General features: G+C 71.0%; 15 protein-coding genes. 4 read left to right on the top strand and 11 right to left on the bottom strand.

Annotation, left to right across the window (positions count from 1 at the left end; genetic code table 11):
• Positions 1-12: 12 nt before the first annotated feature.
• Complete coding sequence (locus ITJ61_RS18030; RefSeq protein ID WP_104240440.1) at positions 13-540, bottom strand: hypothetical protein; 528 nt, start codon at positions 538-540, stop codon at positions 13-15.
• A 73-nt stretch (positions 541-613) separates the two neighbouring features.
• Between ITJ61_RS18030 and ITJ61_RS18025 the strand changes: the two genes are divergently transcribed.
• Genes ITJ61_RS18025 through ITJ61_RS18015 form a run of 3 tightly spaced genes read left to right on the top strand, consistent with a single transcriptional unit; the run spans position 614 to position 3,300 of the window.
• A complete protein-coding gene (locus ITJ61_RS18025; protein WP_194687047.1) occupies positions 614-1,696 on the top strand; it encodes a 3-isopropylmalate dehydrogenase in 1,083 nt (360 codons plus the stop codon).
• Positions 1,693-2,838 carry a branched-chain amino acid aminotransferase gene (locus ITJ61_RS18020; RefSeq protein ID WP_194687046.1) on the top strand — a complete coding sequence of 382 codons (1,146 nt, stop codon included), beginning with the start codon at positions 1,693-1,695 and terminating at the stop codon, positions 2,836-2,838. The genes ITJ61_RS18025 and ITJ61_RS18020 overlap by 4 nt, the downstream gene beginning before the upstream one ends.
• A 51-nt stretch (positions 2,839-2,889) precedes the next feature.
• Positions 2,890-3,300: a hypothetical protein gene (locus ITJ61_RS18015; RefSeq protein ID WP_104342775.1), complete on the top strand. Its 411-nt coding sequence runs from the start codon at positions 2,890-2,892 to the stop codon at positions 3,298-3,300.
• On the opposite strand, the gene ITJ61_RS18010 is transcribed toward ITJ61_RS18015, so the two are convergent.
• A complete protein-coding gene (locus tag ITJ61_RS18010) occupies positions 3,297-3,809 on the bottom strand; it encodes a hypothetical protein (RefSeq protein WP_104342776.1) in 513 nt (170 codons plus the stop codon). The two genes, ITJ61_RS18015 and ITJ61_RS18010, sit on opposite strands and share 4 nt — an antisense overlap.
• Before the next feature lie 45 nt (positions 3,810-3,854).
• Entirely contained in the window at positions 3,855-5,300 is a 1,446-nt protein-coding gene (locus ITJ61_RS18005; RefSeq protein WP_194687045.1) for a PucR family transcriptional regulator, read from the bottom strand.
• 138 nt (positions 5,301-5,438) lie between these two features.
• Here ITJ61_RS18005 and gabT point away from each other — a divergent pair, with 138 nt between their 5' ends.
• Entirely contained in the window at positions 5,439-6,788 is a 1,350-nt protein-coding gene (gabT, locus tag ITJ61_RS18000; protein ID WP_104240446.1) for a 4-aminobutyrate--2-oxoglutarate transaminase, read from the top strand.
• Positions 6,789-7,073: 285 nt separating this feature from the next.
• Here gabT and ITJ61_RS17995 read toward each other — a convergent pair whose 3' ends face one another.
• Genes ITJ61_RS17995 through ITJ61_RS17960 form a run of 8 tightly spaced genes read right to left on the bottom strand, consistent with a single transcriptional unit; the run spans position 7,074 to position 17,095 of the window.
• On the bottom strand, positions 7,074-7,886 hold the full coding sequence (locus ITJ61_RS17995) for a sulfite exporter TauE/SafE family protein (protein ID WP_194687044.1): 813 nt from the start codon (positions 7,884-7,886) through the stop codon (positions 7,074-7,076).
• A 7-nt stretch (positions 7,887-7,893) separates the two neighbouring features.
• Positions 7,894-9,252, bottom strand: coding sequence for a Zn-dependent hydrolase (locus tag ITJ61_RS17990; protein WP_194687043.1), 1,359 nt, complete (start codon positions 9,250-9,252; stop codon positions 7,894-7,896).
• Positions 9,249-10,496, bottom strand: a complete 1,248-nt coding sequence (locus ITJ61_RS17985) for a pyridoxal-phosphate-dependent aminotransferase family protein (RefSeq protein WP_194687042.1) — start codon at positions 10,494-10,496, stop codon at positions 9,249-9,251. Before ITJ61_RS17985 ends, ITJ61_RS17990 begins: the two co-directional genes overlap by 4 nt.
• Before the next feature lie 20 nt (positions 10,497-10,516).
• Complete coding sequence (locus tag ITJ61_RS17980) at positions 10,517-12,181, bottom strand: AtzH-like domain-containing protein (RefSeq protein ID WP_194687041.1); 1,665 nt, start codon at positions 12,179-12,181, stop codon at positions 10,517-10,519.
• On the bottom strand, positions 12,178-13,380 hold the full coding sequence (locus ITJ61_RS17975; RefSeq protein WP_104240450.1) for an acetamidase/formamidase family protein: 1,203 nt from the start codon (positions 13,378-13,380) through the stop codon (positions 12,178-12,180). Before ITJ61_RS17975 ends, ITJ61_RS17980 begins: the two co-directional genes overlap by 4 nt.
• A complete protein-coding gene (allB, locus tag ITJ61_RS17970; protein WP_194687040.1) occupies positions 13,377-14,723 on the bottom strand; it encodes an allantoinase AllB in 1,347 nt (448 codons plus the stop codon). The genes ITJ61_RS17975 and allB overlap by 4 nt, the downstream gene beginning before the upstream one ends.
• Positions 14,720-15,475 carry an aspartate/glutamate racemase family protein gene (locus ITJ61_RS17965; RefSeq protein WP_194687039.1) on the bottom strand — a complete coding sequence of 252 codons (756 nt, stop codon included), beginning with the start codon at positions 15,473-15,475 and terminating at the stop codon, positions 14,720-14,722. Before ITJ61_RS17965 ends, allB begins: the two co-directional genes overlap by 4 nt.
• Positions 15,476-15,481: 6 nt before the next feature.
• A complete protein-coding gene (locus ITJ61_RS17960) occupies positions 15,482-17,095 on the bottom strand; it encodes an NCS1 family nucleobase:cation symporter-1 (protein WP_194687038.1) in 1,614 nt (537 codons plus the stop codon).
• Positions 17,096-17,160 lie beyond the last annotated feature (65 nt).

Below are 17,160 nucleotides of genomic sequence, written 5' to 3'. Positions count from 1 at the left end.
CCGCGGGCGTCCTCAGTGCCCGAGGTTCGCCTTGAGCACGGAGATGCCGACGCCGACGAGGGCGAGGCCGATGCCGGCCGCGAAGGTGCGGAAGGAGGGCTTCTCGCCGCGGATGCGCTGGATGGTGAAGCCCATGCCGGCGAGACGCACGATGATGACGACCTCGGCGACGATCTGCGCCGTCTCGCCGTCGATGACACCGAGCGCGGCGACTCCGAGGATCGCCGCGGGGATGGACGCGGCAGAGGCGATCGGGACCGCGTCCCGCAGCTCGTGGAGGAATTTGAGGTGCGCTGTGCGCTCTGGGCGGTCGGCGGCGCGTGTCGAGTGGCCGACGGCGTCGGCGATGAGGTGCGCGAGGAGGGTCGTGCCGCCCGTGGCCAGGACCACGATCGCGCCCTCGCCGGGGTTCTCGCCAGCGTGCACGAGTCCGAGGAGCGTCGCGAGCACGATGATGTTGCCGTACACGTACGCCGTGAGGCGGCTCGCGGCGCGCTCCCGAGGCAGGTCGTCCTTGCGGCGCAGGATGGCGGTGGTCATGGGGACAGACGCTAGCCCAGCCGCGGCCTAAACTGGGAGAGCCGCGATCGCCGTCGGCAGGAAAGGACGCCTCGTGTCGGAACGTGCAGCGACTCAGAAGCTCGACATCGCCGTCATCCCGGGTGACGGTATCGGCCCGGAAGTCGTCGCCCAGGCGCAGCGAGCGCTCCGCGCCGCCCTCCCGGAAGGCGTCGAGCTGAGCCTCACCGAGTATCCGTTTGGAGCGGGGCACTACCTCGAGACCGGCAAGATCATCTCCGAGGCGGAGCTGCACGCGCTCGCCCAGCACGACGGCATCCTGCTCGGCGCGGTCGGGGGAGACCCCGCCGACGAGCGCCTCGCGGGCGGCATCATCGAACGCGGTCTGCTGCTGAAGCTGCGCTTCGCGTTCGATCACTACATCAACCTGCGCCCTGGCGCGATCTCGCCCGGCGTGAAGACCCCGCTGAGCGACCCAGGCGAGGTCGACTTCATCGTCGTCCGCGAGGGCACCGAGGGGCCATACGTCGGCAACGGCGGCGTGGTCCGTGCCGGGACGCCGCACGAGATCGCGACCGAGGTCTCCGTGAACACGGCCTACGGCGTGGAGCGCACCGTCCGCTACGCGTTCGAGAAGGCGCAGTCGCGTCCGCGCAAGCACCTGACGCTCGTGCACAAGAAGAACGTGCTTGTCAACGCCGGCGTGCTCTGGCAGCGTGTCGTCGACCGGGTCTCCGCCGACTACCCGGACGTTGCCGTCGAGTACCTGCACGTCGACGCTGCTACGATTTTCTTCGTCACGAACCCACAGCGATTCGACGTGATCGTCACCGATAACCTGTTCGGCGACATCGTGACCGACCTTGCCGCAGCCATCACCGGCGGCATCGGGCTGGCGGCCTCGGGGAACATCAATCCCGAAGGCGAGTTCCCCAGCATGTTCGAGCCCGTCCACGGCTCGGCTCCAGACATCGCGGGCCTCGGCAAAGCCGACCCGACGGCGGCGATCCTCTCCGTCGTTCTGCTGCTCGAGCACTTCGGACTCTCGGACGCAGCCGCATCCCTCGAGAGCGCCTGCCGCGCTGACCTCGCATCCCGAGGTGGAACGGCCAGGAGCACCTCCGAGATCGGCGACGCCATCATCTCCCGACTGACCGCGCAAGGAACCCACGCATGAGCGACACCAGCAGCACCCAGCCCGGCACGACGACGCAGGCCGCCGTGGCCGAGGGAGCTTCCCTCGAGTTCACGATCGAACGCAACCCGGCTCCGGCTTCCGCCGAGGTCAGGGACGCGGTGCTCGCCGACCCCGGGTTCGGCAAGCACTTCACGGACCACATGGTGATCATCGACTGGACCCTCGCCGAGGGCTGGCACGATGCCAGAGTCGTGCCGTACGGGCCGCTGCAGGTGGACCCCTCGTCGGCTGTCTTCCACTACGGCCAGGAGATCTTCGAGGGGCTCAAGGCCTACCGGCACGGCGGGGGAGACGTGTTCGCGTTCCGGCCGGAGCGCAACGCCCGCCGCCTGCAGAGCTCCGCACGGCGCCTCGCGCTGCCCGAGCTGCCCGAGGAGCTGTTCGTCGAGTCGGTGCGCCAGCTCGTGCAGATCGACGAGCAGTGGGTCCCGGCGGCTGGCGAGGGCAAGACCCTCTACCTGCGCCCCTTCATGATCGCGTACGAGAACTTCCTCGGCGTGCGCGCGGCGCAGACGGTGCGCTACATGGTCATCGCCTGCCCAGCCGGCTCCTACTTCTCCGACCCCACGCGCCCCGTCGACATCTGGCTCTCGCAGGAGTACTCCCGCGCTGGCGCGGGTGGCACGGGAGCCGCGAAGTGCGGCGGCAACTACGCATCGTCGCTGCTCCCACAGGAGGAGGCGTACGCGAACGGCTGCGAGCAGGTGCTGTTCCTCGACGCGGCGGAGAACACGTACCTCGAGGAGCTCGGCGGCATGAACATCGTGCTCATCAAGTCGGACGGCACGATCCTCACCCCGCTGAGCGACTCCATCCTGCCCGGCATCACGCGGGACAGCGTCCTCGAGCTGTGCGAGCGGGCCGGTCGGAAGATCGAGCAGCGCCGCATCACGATCGACGAGTGGCGCGAGGGGGTCGCCGACGGCACGATCGTCGAGGCGTTCGCCTGCGGCACTGCGGCGGTCATCTCGCCGATCGGCAAGGTCAAGTCGCCCGAGTTCACGATCGAGAACCCGGTCATCACGCAGGATTCGGTGAGCATGCGCATCCGCGCCGAGCTCACGGGCATCCAGAACGGCGAGCTGCCCGACCTCATGGGCTGGACGCAGCGCCTGGCCTGAGGGGCTGGCGAGGCGGAGAACACGACGACCGGACGGACGGCGGGCTGACGCGTGGTCTACGGCTGGGCTGCCCGCAAGGGTGCTGACTACCAGGAGCAGGCGATGGCCGCGCCGTCGAGGCGAGGCTTCGTGCTGCTCGCGGTGCTCGAGCTCGGCCTGGCGGGCCTGTTCGCCGGGTTCCTCACGGCCGGGCAGTTCTGGCTGGCGCCGGTGGTGCTCGTGGTCGCCACGCTCGCGGGATGGGCGACCACGAGGTTCCTCGTGCACGTCTCGGCGTGGCTGCGGCGGGTGGTGGTGATCTCGGCGGTGCTCGGGATGCTCGCGCTCGGGGTATTCGCGAGTCCGGTCGCCGGCATGGGGCTGCTGGCGCTGTTCGCGTTCGCGGGAGGCTGGTTCCTGACGTTCGCGGTGGCGCCGTCGCGCGCCGTCCGCTGGCGTGCGGTGACGCGGGGTCGCCGCTAGCTCTTGTAGTGGAGCGCCATGTAGGACCCGCGCAGCAGCTGCACCTCGAGGACAAGCTGCCGGAAGGTCCAGGCGCGCGGGGGCCGGCAGGTGATGAGCGACATCGGTCCGTCTCGCAGCTCGAGCAGCTCGATGCCCTCGATCTTCAGCTCGGTGTCCGGGCGTGCCTTCGCGAGCAGCGCGCGAACGCCGTCCTCGTCCATGTGGGTGTCGCGGGGAGCGTCGAACTCGAACGTGAGCTCGTGGATGTCGACGAACAACGAGTCGGTGTCGTCGAACTCGTCGCGCCGCCCGTCCTCGCGCTGCTCCTCGCGGTACACGTAGCCGAGCACGTCGTCGCCGGCTGGCATCGTGACGATGAGGCCGCGGCCGGGTTCGAGCTGCTGGCGCAGCGACCGGCAGACGTGGGCGAACGCGAGGTCCTCGACGTCGAGGACGTCGACGGTGATGTCGACGGCTCCGTCGTCGCCGAGCTCGACGCCGTTGGGGAGGGTGTACGTGTTCGCCATGCCGTCAGTCTCCCAGAACGGCGGGGTGCGGATGCGCGCGGCGCGTCACGCGCCGCCGGCGCGCAGCCGCCTGGCCGCCCCGGCGAGCCACAGCTGCACGCCCTCCGACATGATGCGCGGGTCGAGGCCGGAGATGGCGGCGATCTGGTCGAGGCGGTAGCGCACCGTGTTGCGGTGGGTGCCGAGCCCGTCGGCGACCTGCGCGATCTGGCCGGAGTGGGCGAAGTAGGCGTCGAGGGTGGCGAGCAGCATCGATCCGTGCTCGGCGTCGTGGGCTTCGAGCGGCCCGAGCACTTCGGCGGCGAGCTCCAGCACGGGCACGTCGCGGCTCGCGAGCAGCAGCGAGGAGATGGACAGGCGTGCGGAGGTGGCGACGTCGATGTCCTTCGGCGCGTTGCGCAGCGCATCCCGGGCCTCGAAGTAGCTCCAGCGCAGGGCGAGGGAGGCCGGGTAGAGGTCGCCGATGCCGACCCGCGCCGCGATGCCCGCGGAGCGGGCGAGGCCGATGAACGCCTCGGCCGCGTTCGGCATGCGCGTGCGCTCCGGCGCGATGATGAGGAGACGGCCCTCGAAGACCGCGGACACCGACGACTGCAGCTCGGCGGGCAGCGGCAGCGCGGTGAGCTCCGCGGTGCGGCGTTCCTCGGTCTCGGCGACCAGCACGCGTGCGGCCTGACCCGTGGCCACGCCGAGCGCCGTCAGGCGCCGCTCGGCGTCCTCGACCGTGAACTTGCCGCGGATGAGGTCGTGCAGCACGTGCCCAGACGCGTCGCGGGCGGCGCGAACGCGACGCGTGTCCTGGATGAGCTGCAGGCTGAGCAGCGACCGCGCGTAGTTCACGAGGCCCTCGTTGACGCGGGGGTTGGTGATGTGGAGGGTCGCGCCTGCCGACTGGCCCGTGGAGATGGGGAGCGCATCCCACCCCGTGACGGCCTCGTCGTGCACGTCGAGGCTGCCGGCGAGCAGCTCGCCGAGGCGGGTCACGGCGACGTGCGAGCTCGTCAGCCTGGCGAGCCTCGCGGCGAGCCCCGTGATGCCGCCGTCGGAGAGCAGCGACGTCACCAGCTGCTGCTGCTGGCGGTGCTCGCTCTCGAGGCGCGAGTGCTGCTCGTCGGTGCTCGCCTGCGTCACGACCTTCGTGAGCGCCGCGAACGGCGTCTCGTAGGCGACCTCGAAGAGCGGGAGCCGGGCCTGCTCGGCCGCCGCTATGAGGGCGGCCGGCACGGTGTCGTGCGTGAAGCCGGTCCCGACGCCGAGCGCGACCGTGTCCGCCTCGACGAGGGACTCCACGAACGAGCGGTACGCGCGTGTGCCCCGCAGGCGCATCCCGGTCGTGAGCACCAGCTGTCCGCCCGTGAGGAACGGCTGCGGGTTGAGCAGCTCCGTCGTCGCCACCCACTCGATGCCGGCGCGCAGCGCCTGCGGCTCGCCCGTGTGCAGGGTGAGGCCCAGGGAACGGTTCGCGAGGAGCGTGTCGACGGTGGCGAGCATGCCCCGATTCTAGACATGCCCTAGACGGATGCACAGAAGTGGTCGAACCGGTCGTGCGCGTGCCCATTCGTCTCGCGGTGCAGAACCGCGTAGCCTTCAAGCCATACCAAGAGGTCGAACCCCGAGGAAGGAAGCACCGTGACGGAGTTCCGCATTGCCCAGGAGCGCAAGCTCGAAGGCGCCATTCCAGGCCCCAAGTCGCAGGCCCTGACTGCGCGTCGTGAGGCGAGCGTCTCCGCATCGCTTGTGCCCGCAGTCCCCGTGTACGCGGCTGACGTCGACGGCGCCATCATCCGCGACGTGGACGGCAACCAGTTCGTCGACTTCGGTGCCGGCATCGCCGTCACGAACGTCGGCGCATCCCACCCCCGCGTCGTCGCGGCCGTGCAGGAGGCGGCAGCGCACTTCACGCACACCGCGTTCGGCATCACCCCGTACGAGGGCTACGTCGCCGTCGCAGAGAAGCTCATCGAGATCACGCCCGGCGACCACGCCAAGAAGGCCGTGCTCCTCAACTCCGGCGCGGAAGCCGTCGAGAACGCGGTCAAGATCGCCCGCCACTCGACCGGCCGCAACGCCGTCATCGCGTTCGACCACTCGTTCCACGGCCGCACGAACCTCACGATGGCTCTCACCGCGAAGAACATCCCGTACAAGGACGGCTTCGGCCCGTTCGCGCCCGAGGTCTACCGCGCGCCCATGAGCTACCCCTACCGGGACGGCCTCACGGGCGCCGAGGCGGCAGCGCGCACGATCGACGTCATCGAGAAGCAGGTCGGCGGCAAGAACGTCGCGGCCATCATCATCGAGCCCATCCAGGGTGAGGGCGGCTTCATCGTCCCCGCCGACGGCTTCCTCCCCGCGCTCGTCGAGTGGGCCAAGGCCAACGGCGTCGTCTTCATCGCCGACGAGGTCCAGGCCGGCATGTGCCGCACCGGCGCCTGGTTCGCGTCGGAGCACGAGGAGATCGTGCCCGACCTCGTCACGATCGCCAAGGGCGTCGCGGGCGGCATGCCGCTGTCGGCCGTCGTCGGCCGCGCCGAGATCATGGACAGCGTGCACGTCGGCGGGCTCGGCGGCACCTACACGGGCAACCCGGTCGCCACGGCCGCCGCGCTCGCGACGATCAGCATCATGGAGGACGAGCAGCTCGCTGCCCGCGCCCTCGAGATCGAGACGATCGTGAAGACGCGCTTCGAGGCGCTCAGCGCCGAGCTCGGCGAGAACACGATCATCGGCGAGGTCCGCGGTCGCGGCGCCATGCTGGCGTTCGAGTTCGTCGAGGCCGGCACGGCGACGACCACGAAGAAGCCCCACCCGGCCGCCGTCAAGGCGATCGTCGCGGATGCGCTCGGCCAGGGCGTCGTGCTGCTCTCCTGCGGCACCTACGGCAACGTCGTGCGCCTCCTCCCGCCGCTCACCATCACGGACGAGCTGCTGAACGACGGCCTCGACGTGCTCGAGGCTGCTATCCGCGCTCAGGCGTAGAACGCCCGCGCCCGTCTCGGGCGCGCATCAAGCCGCCGGGGGAGACCCCGGCAACAGAATCTCGACGCCCCGGCACATTCCGCGCCGCCGGGGCGTCGAGGTATTTCCGGAGGCAGCTCCTCGCCGCCGCCCTGGCGCCCCGGGCGCAGACCCCCAACAACACAGACCTCGGGCAGATGCAGCTTCATCGCGAGACGAAGCTGCATCTGCCCGAGGTCTGTGTCGGGACGCGTGTCTGTGCCGGGGACGGGTGTCAGTGCCTGCCGGGTGGCTGGGCCGGGCGGGTCAGGCGGCGGGGGCCTGCTTCGCCTTGCGCTGCGCCTTGATGGTCTTGTACGCGTTCTGCCCGGCGATGAACAGCAGGTACGCGCCGAAGAGGATGCTGCCGACCATCGGGTCGATGAGCACGGCGCACCACACGCCGAGGAGGCTCGTGAGCGCGGCCGTCAGCCCGATCGCGGCGGCCGCCTTCAGGTCGACGTTGCGGCGCCGGGAGTTGCCGATCGTGCCCGTGATGGTGGTGGGGATCATGACGAGGAGGCTCGTGCCCTTCGCCTCGAGGTCGCTCGAGCCGAACAGCAGCATGAGCGCAGGCACGAGGATGACACCGCCGCCGACGCCGATGAGCCCCGAGATGATGCCGGTGACGAGGCCGAGCGCGACGAGCATGAGCGCCGTGAGCGCCGTCATGGTGACCTCGGCGTCGCGGCTCGGCACGGCGAGGAACAGGGAGACGGCGACGCCGAGCAGGAACACGATGAACATCCACCGGAGCACGATGAGCGGCAGCTTGTTGAGGAGCCACGATCCGATCCAGGCGCCGGTGATGGCGCCGACGATGAGGATCAGGCCCGCGAGCCAGTTCACGGAGCCGGTCAGGACGTAGCCGACGACGCCGACGATGGCAGGCGGGATGATCGCGGCCAGCGACGTGCCGGCGGCGAGGCGCTGGTCGAACGCGAGCATGGCCGTCAGCGCGGGCACGATGATGGTGCCGCCGCCGACGCCGAGGAACCCGGAGAGGAAGCCTGCCGCGAGGCCGATCGAGATGAGCACTATCCAGTCGCGGCGGGTCCTGGTGGTGGCGGGCGTGGTCATGGAGCTCCTAGGTTCTGCGGTGTTCTGCGCCGAGGTGGGCGACGGCTTCCGCGAGGGCGCGGATGCCGAGGGCGACGTCGCCGAGCGATACTGCTTCGTCTGGGTGGTGGCTGACGCCGTCTGGGTTGCGCATGAAGAGCATCCCCACGTCGGTGATGGCGCCGATGGCCATGCCGTCGTGTCCGGCTGGGCTGAACAGGGTCGTCGGGTCTTCGGTCCGGCCCGAGCCGAGGATACTCCCGTCCGCGGCGATGCCCGGCACGAGGGTGGAGCGGATGCCTTCGCCGACGACGTCCTGCAGCAGCGGCGCGCAGAACAGGGCTGGGGCGTTGTGCACTTCGCGGGTGTGCCAGCGCAGGCGCCTGCGGCCCATGATGTCGTCGAGCTCGCGGGAGACCTGGTCCCACACGCGGTCGCGTTCGCCGTCGAATTCTCCGCGCAGGTCGAGGCTGAACCTCGCCTCGCCCGGAACGATGTTCATCGCGCCGGGGAACGCCTCGAACTGGCCGACCGTGCCGATGATGTGGTGCTGGGTGGAGCAGATGCGCTCGACGGCGAGGGCCGCCTCGCTCGCGCCGAGGAGCGCGTCGCGGCGCATGTCGTACGGGGTGCCGCCGGCGTGCCTGGCCTCGCCCTCGACGACGAGCTGGAAGCGACGGGCGGAGGCGATGGAGGAGACGACGGCGAGCGGTTCGCCGCGGGCGTGCAGCTCGGGCCCCTGCTCGATGTGCGCTTCGAGGTAGCCGACGAGCTCGCTCGGCCTGCGGGCGGCTTCCGAGACGCGGCCGGGGTCGAGGCCGAACTCGAGGGCGGCTTCGCGCAGGGTGGTGCCGTCTGGGTCCTCGAGCTCCCACCAGTCGTCGTCCCACGTGCCGGCGACGGCGGAGGAGCCGAGGAGCGCCTTGCCGAAGCGGGCGCCTTCCTCGTCCGAGAACGCGGCGACCTCGAGCCCGAAGTCGAACGGAGAGCGGGCGGGGGCATCCACCCCACTCGTGTCGTCGTCGTGGCGCTGGAGCAGGCGCACGACCTCGATGGCCATGAGCACGCCGACGATGCCGTCGTAGCGGCCGGCGTCGACGACCGTGTCGAGGTGCGAGCCGAGCATGAGCACGGGCGCCTCCGGGTCCGCCGCGGGGAGGAGGCCGAGCTGGTTGCCCGCCGCGTCCTGCCTGGTCTGCAGGCCGGCCTCACGCATCCACTCGGCGGCCAGCCGGTTGACGCGCGCGTGCTCGGGGGAGAGGTGCACGCGGGTGATGGCGCCTGGGGTGGAGGTGATGCGGGCGAGCTCGTCGCAGCGCGCCATGACGCGGCGGGCGGCGAGCTCGAAGAGGGTGGGATCGAGGGCGCCCAGTCGCGCGGCCGTCATTCGGCGGCTCCCCGGGGGCTGTCGGCTGCGCGGAAGACGTCGGCTGCGGCCTCGACTCCACCGCCGGTCGGCACGGATGCGCCGTATCGGCGGAGCACGGCCTCGAGCGCCGCGAGGGTCGTGAGCACGGTGTCCTTGCGGGCGTTGTAGCCCATCGTGCCGAGGCGCCACACCTTGCCGTGCAGCGGGCCGAAGGAGGTGCCGATCTCGATGCCGAAGTCGTCGAGCAGGTCCTGCCTTGCCGTATCGCCGGGGACGCCGCCCGGGATGACGACGGCGACGACGTTGTTCATCTTGTGCGCGACGTCGCCGAAGACCTCGAGCCCGAGCGCCTGGACGCCGGCGAGCATCGCGGCACCGGCGACGCGGTGGCGTTCGATGACGGCGTCCCGGCCCTCGCGCAGCAGGACGGCCGCGCACTCCCGCGCCGCGTAGAGCATGGAGGTGGCTTCCGTGTGGTGGTTGAGGCGCCTCGGCCCCCAGTAGTCGAGGATCATGCCGAGGTCGAAGTAGTTGGAGCGGATGAAGTCGCTCGCGGACTCGTCGCCCGTCTCGCGGATGCCAGCCTCGACCCGGCTGCGGGAGCGGATGACCTCGACGGCACGCTCGGAGAGGGTGATGGGTGCCGAGCCGCTCGGGCCGCCGAGACACTTCTGCAGGCCTGCGGTCGCGGCGTCGAGGCCCCAGGCGTCGGCGAGGAACTCGTTGCCGCCGATGGACGCCGTCGCGTCGGCGTAGAAGAGCACGCCGTGCTTCGCGCAGATGGCGCCGACCTCGTCGAGGGGCTGGTTCATGGTGGTGGAGGTGTCGCCCTGGACGAGGGCGAGGAGGGTCGGCTTGACGCGGACGATGGCCTCCTCGATCTGCGAGACGGGGACGACCTGCCCCCACGGCACCTCGATGGTGTGCACCTCGGCGAGGGCGCGCTCCGCGATCTCGGCGAGGAGGTGGCCGAACCGACCGAAGACGGGGACGAGCACACGGTCGCCTGGCCGGATGAGAGAGACGAGCGCCGCCTCGATGCCGGAGCGGGAGGTGCCGTCGACGAGCACGGTCGCGGTGTTCTCGGTCGCCCACACCTGCCGGTACAGCTCCTGCGTCTCGTTCATGGCCTGCGTCATGAACGGGTCGTACTGGCCGACGAGGGTGCTCGACATGGCGCGGAGCACACTCGGGTACGCCGAGATGGGGCCGGGCCCCATGAGGAGGCGGGCTGGCGGTTCGATGGGGAGGATCGCGGTCATCTGCTTCATTCTCTCGGTGCTCACGCGCTCGTCGCGGCGCGGCTGGTGGCTCTCGGGGTGGGGGCTGCGGCGGATGCGAGCCTGCGGCCGAGTCGGACGAGCGCCAGGTCGGAGCCCGCTCGCGACACGAAGCAGACGCCGACGGGCGCGGCCTGCGCGCTGCTCGTGGTCGGCACGCTGAGGAGCGGCGCGGAGAGCGCGGGCAGCCCGGCGACGGCGGCTGGGGTGGTCATGCGCAGCGTCGCGGTGCGGATGGCGTCGATGCTCGATGCATCCGCGGCTCGGCTCGGCGCTGCCCCAGGGGCGGTGGGGAAGAGGAGCACGGCATCGCGGACGAGTCGCTCGAGGCGGGCGCTGAGGGGAGCGAGGGCGTCGCGGGCCGCCTGCTCCTGCGCCTCGGTGATCTGCGAGGCGGCGAGGAACCGGGCAGCGACGGCGGGGCCCGTGGCGCCGGGGTGCGCTTCCAGCCATGGGCGGTTGTTGCGCCAGGCCTCAGCGCCCTGCACGATCCGGAACGGCTCCTGGTAGCTCGCGAGCTCGCCGATCGAGGCCCGCTCGACCGGCGCAGCCACGGCTCCGCGCTCCTCCAGCTCGCGCAGGAACGCCTCGAAGGCGGACACGGTCTCTGGCGAGGCGGCCGCCAGCACCTCGGCCGGCACGACGAGGCGGCCGGGGAGGTCCTCGCCGCGCTGCCCCGCCGCGCTCGCGGTGGACTCGGAGCTGTCGTAGGAGAGGCACCAGTCGGCGACCCGCTGCAGGGTCTCGCCGTCGCGCGTGAGCCACCCGACGGTGTCGAACGACTGCGCGAGCGGCAGGAGGCCCTGACGTGGCACGAGGTCGTGTGTCGTGCGCAGGCCCCACAGCCCCTGATAGGAGGCGGGGATGCGCACCGATCCGGCGGTGTCGGTCGCGAGGCCGATGTCGGCCTGGCCGTTGGCGACGGCGGATGCTGGCCCGCTCGAGGAGCCGCCGGGAAGGGCACCGGGGACGGCGGCGTTCGGGGGAGTCCCGAAGTGCGCGTTGTCGCCGGCGATCGAGTACGCGAACTCGTCGGTGCGGGCGATGCCGCGCAGGGAGGCGCCGCCGCGCAGCAGGTCCTTGACGGCGGGCGCGGTCCTCGTCTCGGCCTTCGCGGAGTCGAGGTAGCTGGGGTTGCCTGCGCCGATGCGGTAGCCGCGGATCGCGAAGAGGTCCTTCACGGCGACGTTGAGCCCTTCGAGGGGGCCCTCCCACGCGCCCTGGAAGAGCGGGTCGCCGACGGTTCGCCAGATCGAGCGGTCGAAGGCCCGGGGCCTCGGGGTTACGTGCGCGGCCGTGATGCGCCAGCCCTGCGGCAGCTGCTGCCAGAGCTGCGTCTGCAGTCCGAGCCCGCCGGTGGCGAAGCGCGAGGTGGAGACGAGCAGCGCGACGCCGTCGGCCAGGGACCGGTACTCGATGCGCTCGATGGTGCGCTTCGCGACGCCGCCGCGCTGGGCACGGAACTCGCTGATCTGCTCGTGGCCGACCAGCAGGCCGCTGTCGTCGCCGCGCAGGGTCGCGTCTCCTGGCGCGAACCAGGCGTCGAGCTCGTCGAGGTCGTTGCTCTGCACTGCCCGCTCGTAGGCTTCGAAGGCGGCGAGCAGCGCGGCGGGTGGGGCTCCGTCCGCGCGCGTCGTCTCTGGGGCGTTCTGCTCGACTGAGGTCACGCGGGTGCTCCTGTTCCGTTCTGCGGTGCCGTGCCAGCCGCCACGTCGGCGAAGTCGGCCTCTCGGATGCGGGCGTGCACGCCGCAGACGACGTCGACGACCTGCGAGATGTCGAAGTCGGTGGCCGCCGACAGGTACGCGTAGGCGAGGTGCTCGTCCATGCCCCACCGAGCCTGCAGCAGGTCGACGGCGGCGCGCACGCACTTGCGCATGGCCGCGTTCAGGTCGGGGTCGAGGCCGGTGGGCACGAGGTACTCGGGCGTGCGCACGAGCGGGCCGGTGAGGTCGCCGAACTCGCGCCGCGCATCCGCCGCCGGAACGACGTCGAAGGTGAGGGTCGCGCGCAGCGAGGCCTCGAGCGCCGTGAGGGCGACCTCGCCGTCGCCCTGCGCGAAGTGCGGATCGCCGACGTAGGCGAGTGCGTCGGGGACCTGCACGGGCAGGTAGAGCACGCTGCCCTCGGTGAGCAGCTTGATGTCGATGTTGCCGCCGTGCGGGCCGGGCGGCACGGAGTGCGGGCGTGCGCCTGCGGCGGGAGCGACGCCCATGGTGCCGAGGAACGGGGCGAGGGGAAACACGACGCTCCGAACGCCGCCCTCGGTGAGTGGCATGGTGCCGACGAGCTCGCCGCCGCGTTCCTCGACCGCGGCGAACACGCTCACGGTCTCGCGGCTGCGCGGCAGCACGCCGGGCAGCGCACCCTTGCCGTGCCGGTTGGAGATGACCCCGTACGGCACGCGAGGCTCGAGCTTCTCGACCGTGATGCGCAGCAGGTCGCCTGGCATGGCACCCTCGACGGCGATGGGGCCGGTCACGACGTGCGGGCCGTCGTTCGCCGGGTCGCGGGGCGCGTGCTCGGCGATCTCGATGGCGTCGAGCAGCACCGCATCCGGATGCACGCCGTGCGCCGCGAAGAACGCGGCGGGGTGCTGTCCCTGGTCGGGCAGCAGGCCCTCGTGGCTGACGGTGTCGATGACGACGCTCGCCCCGGGCCGCACGGTCAGCACGGGGGTGTCGCGCGCGCTCGGGAGCCTGCCCCAGATCGAGGTCGATGCTCCAGATGGCAGGTAGCTCGCGCCCTCAGGCAGGCGTGTGCCCGGCTGCAGGATGGGGAGCGGGGCGAATGCCGGCGTGGCCGCGCCGACGCCGTAGCGGTTCGCCGCGGGAGCCGCGGGAGCTGCGGTGGGAATCGTGGTCATGCTGCCTGCTCCTCGTCGAGGTCCAGTCGTGCGGGGTTCGCCGCCGCGAGCACCTCGCGGCCCAGGCGGGACGTGAGCCCGGCTGCCCGCGTGTAGATCAGCTCTCCGTGCAGGTAGGTCGAGTCGACGAGCCCGTGCATCCGCGCCCCGTGCCACGGACTGATCTTGGTGCGGTACTCGAGGGTATTCTCCTCCAGCGTGTGCTCGAGGTCTGGCTCGAAGACCGCGAAGTGGGCCGGGGCGCCGACCGTGATGAGGCCACGGTCCTCGAGGCGCACGAGCGCGGCAGGTCCCGTGGTGAAGAGGGGCAGGATCGCCTCCAGCGGGATGCCGCGCCGCCTGGCCTCGGTCCAGACCGCGGTGAGCCCGGTCTGCACCCCGGCGATGCCACCCCACGCGGTGCCGAGGTCGGGCCCCGCCTTGAGCTCGAGCGTCGCTGGGGAGTGGTCGCTGACGATCGCGTCGATCGTGCCGTCGAGCACGCCGGCCCAGAGCGCGTCCTGGTTCGCGGTGTCGCGGATAGGTGGGCAGCACTTGAAGCGCCCGTCGCCGTCCGGCACCTCCTCGGCCCGAAGGCTCAGGTAGTGCGGGCAGGTCTCGATCGTGATGCGCACGCCGTCGGCCTTCGCCGCGCGGACCAGGTCGAGGGCCTCTGCCGCCGACACGTGCACGATGTGCGCCCTGGCGCCAGTGCGCCTCGCCGCGGCGATGACGGCGCGGATCGCCTCGACCTCCGCGACCGGCGGCCTCGACGCGACGAAGTCGGAGAAGACGGGGCCGGATGCCTCGCTCAGGTGCGCTTCGAGCTCGGCGTGCGCGATCAGGAGCCCATCGACCTCGGCGAGCTCCTCGAGCGCCTGCTCGAGCTCGGGGAACGAGAGGTGATCGAACTCGTCGATGCCGCTCGGCGCGAGGAAGCACTTGACGCCGACCGCGCCCGCCGCGAGCAGCGGACGCAGGGAGCCGAGGTTCTGCGGGACGACGCCGCCCCAGTAGGCGAGGTCGACGGCCAGCTGGCCGGAGGTCGCCGCGCGCTTCGCGTCGAGCGCCTCGACGCTCGTCGTGACGGGCAGCGAGTTGAGCGGCATGTCGACGACCGTCGTGACCCCGCCAGCGGCGGCGGCAGCCGTGCCCGTCGCGAAGCCCTCCCAGTGCGTGCGGCCCGGCTCGTTGAGGTGCACGTGCGTGTCCACGAGCCCCGGCAGGAGCACCTGGGTGTCCGGCAGGACGACGTCGGCGTCGTCGTCGAACGGGGCGATGGCGGCGATGGTGCCGTCGCTGACGGACACCGTCGCCGGCGAGAATCCGCCGCCGAGGAAGACGCGTCGCGCGGAGATCCTCATGCGATCGCCGCCGAAGGAACCCGCAGCTGCCCCTGCGGCGCGGCCTGCGCCCGGGTGGGGCGTGCGTACTCGTCCCGCTTGCTCGTGCCGACGCCCATGCGCGACATCGCAGCGACGAGCCCGACCGACGCGGCGACGCCGTCGACGACCGGCACGCCGACCCGCTCGGAGAGGCGAGCGCACAGGTCGGCCATGCCCGCGCATCCGAGCACCACCGCGTCGGCGCCGTCCTCCCGGACGACTCGCTCGCACCACGCGGCGATGTCCTCGAACGCCGCCGAGCCGGTCTCCTCGAGGGCGAGGACGGGGATGCCGGTGCCGTACGCCGCGACGCACGCCCGCTCGAACCCGTACCGCTGCACGAGGTCGTCGGCGCGGCCGAGCGTGCGGGAGAGGGTCGTGACGATGCCGAACGTGCGCCCCGTGAGCGCCGCGACGTGCATGGCCGCCTCGGCGATGCCGATGACGGGCACGTCGACGAGCTCGCGTGCCGCGTCGAGCCCCGGGTCGCCGAAGCAGGCGATGACGTAGCCGTCGCTGCCGCCGTCCGCGAGATCGCGCTCGACGAGCTCGACGACGACGGAGGCCGCCCGCACCTCGTCGAAGTGGCTCTCGATGGCCTCCGGGCCCTCACCGGGGGCCGGGCACACGGCGACGATCTCGACGCCGGGGCCGGCCACGGCTCTGGCAGCTGCCGCGACCTTCTGCGTCATGGCGACGGAGGTGTTCGGGTTGACGAGTGTGATGCGCATGCTGGGTCAGTCCTCCTCGATCGATCCGTCGGAGATGCCGGCGGTCTCGCCCTCGAACGTCGGCATGAGCGGCTGGCGGCGCTCGAACAGGACGAACAGCGCGAATCCGAGTCCGCAGCCGATGAACCAGCTGAAGTCGGCGAGGTAGCTCAGGTCCAGGACGCCCGCCTCGGCGAGCGGCCGGGTCAGCACCGCGATCGCGACCGTCGGGGCGCCGGCGAGCACCATGGCCCACACCGCGTTCGGGTTGAACCCCTTGCGGTACCAGTAGGCGCCCGTCTCGCTCATCGTGAACATCTCGTCGACCTTGATGCGCTGCCTGCCGATCACGTAGTAGCCGGCGATGAGGATGCCGAAGAGCGGTCCGATGAGCGCACCGAGCACGCCGAGCGTGTTCTGGATCGCGGCGTCGTTGTTGTACCAGTTCCACGGGGTGAGCAGCACGGAGCCGACGGCGGCGATCATGCCGCCCATCCGCCAGCTGATCCTGTGCGGGGCGACATTCGAGAAGTCGAACGCCGGCGCGATGAAGTTCGCCACGATGTTGATGCCGACCGTCGCCGTCACGAACGTGAGGCCGCCGAGGAGGATCGCGAAGTGCGTGTCGATGCGCTCGACCGTGTGGATCGGGTCCGTGATGAGCTCGCCGAAGACGGGCACGGTGGCGCTCGCGGTGAGCACCGTGAGGATGGAGAAGAACAGGAAGTTGAGCGGGAGCCCGAGGAAGTTGCCCCGCTTCACGGCCTTGTAGCTCTTCGCGTACCTCGAGAAGTCGCCGAAGTTGAGCATGGGGCCGGAGAAGTAGGAGACGACGATCGCGATGGCCGTGAACATGACCGGGATGGAGGCCCAGAAGTCGAGCGGCTCACCCGCGGAGAGGTTGAAGTCGATGTTCTCCCAGCCCGCCTGGCTGACGAGGTAGATGGCGAGCACGATCATGACGACGTACACCGCTGGCCCCGCCCAGTCGATGAAGCGGCGGATGGACTCCATCCCGCCCCAGAACAGCGCTGCCTGCGCGAACCAGAGGATCGCGTAGGAGATCCAGCCGAGCGCCGACAGGCCGAGGAACGAGTAGTCGGTGCGCAGCACCTCGCTGGCGGGGATGAACTTGAGGAACACGATGTTGAGCGACTCGGCGGCGAGGAACGTCTGCACGCCGTACCAGGCGATGGCGATGAGGCCGCGGATGATCGCCGGGATGTTGGCGCCCTTGACGCCGAAGATCGCGCGGTTCACGACGGGGTAGGGCACGCCCGTCTTCTGGCTCGACTTGGCGACGAGGTTCGTGAAGAACTGCACGATGAGGATGCCGACGATGAGGGCGACGAGCACCTGCCAGCTGGCGATGCCGAGCGCGAAAAGGCTGCCGGCCGTGACGTAGCCGCCGACGCTGTGCACGTCGGACATCCAGAAGGCGAAGATGTTGTAGGAGCCCCAGCGCTGCTTGCGCAGGGGAGCGAGGTCCTCGTTCGCGAGCCGCGGGTCGTAGCCGGGCTTCATGTTGCCGTCGCCGACGGGGTGGCCCGCCGCCTCGACGAGGTTGTCGGGCGCCGCGCCTTCGGTGCCCAGGCCGCGGGTGCTGCCGGATGCGCCAGTCTGTGCCAGTTGATCGGTCATGCGTTGAAGTTATGACTTCACGCTTCGCGGGAGGTTTCTGCAATGTAACGCTCGTGTAAAACCGA

The sequence above is a fragment of the Pseudoclavibacter sp. VKM Ac-2888 genome, assembly GCF_015351285.1.
Lineage (GTDB): Bacteria > Actinomycetota > Actinomycetes > Actinomycetales > Microbacteriaceae > Pseudoclavibacter.
Note: the sequence above shows the minus strand (reverse complement) of the source record. Positions and strands in the feature narration are given on the sequence as shown.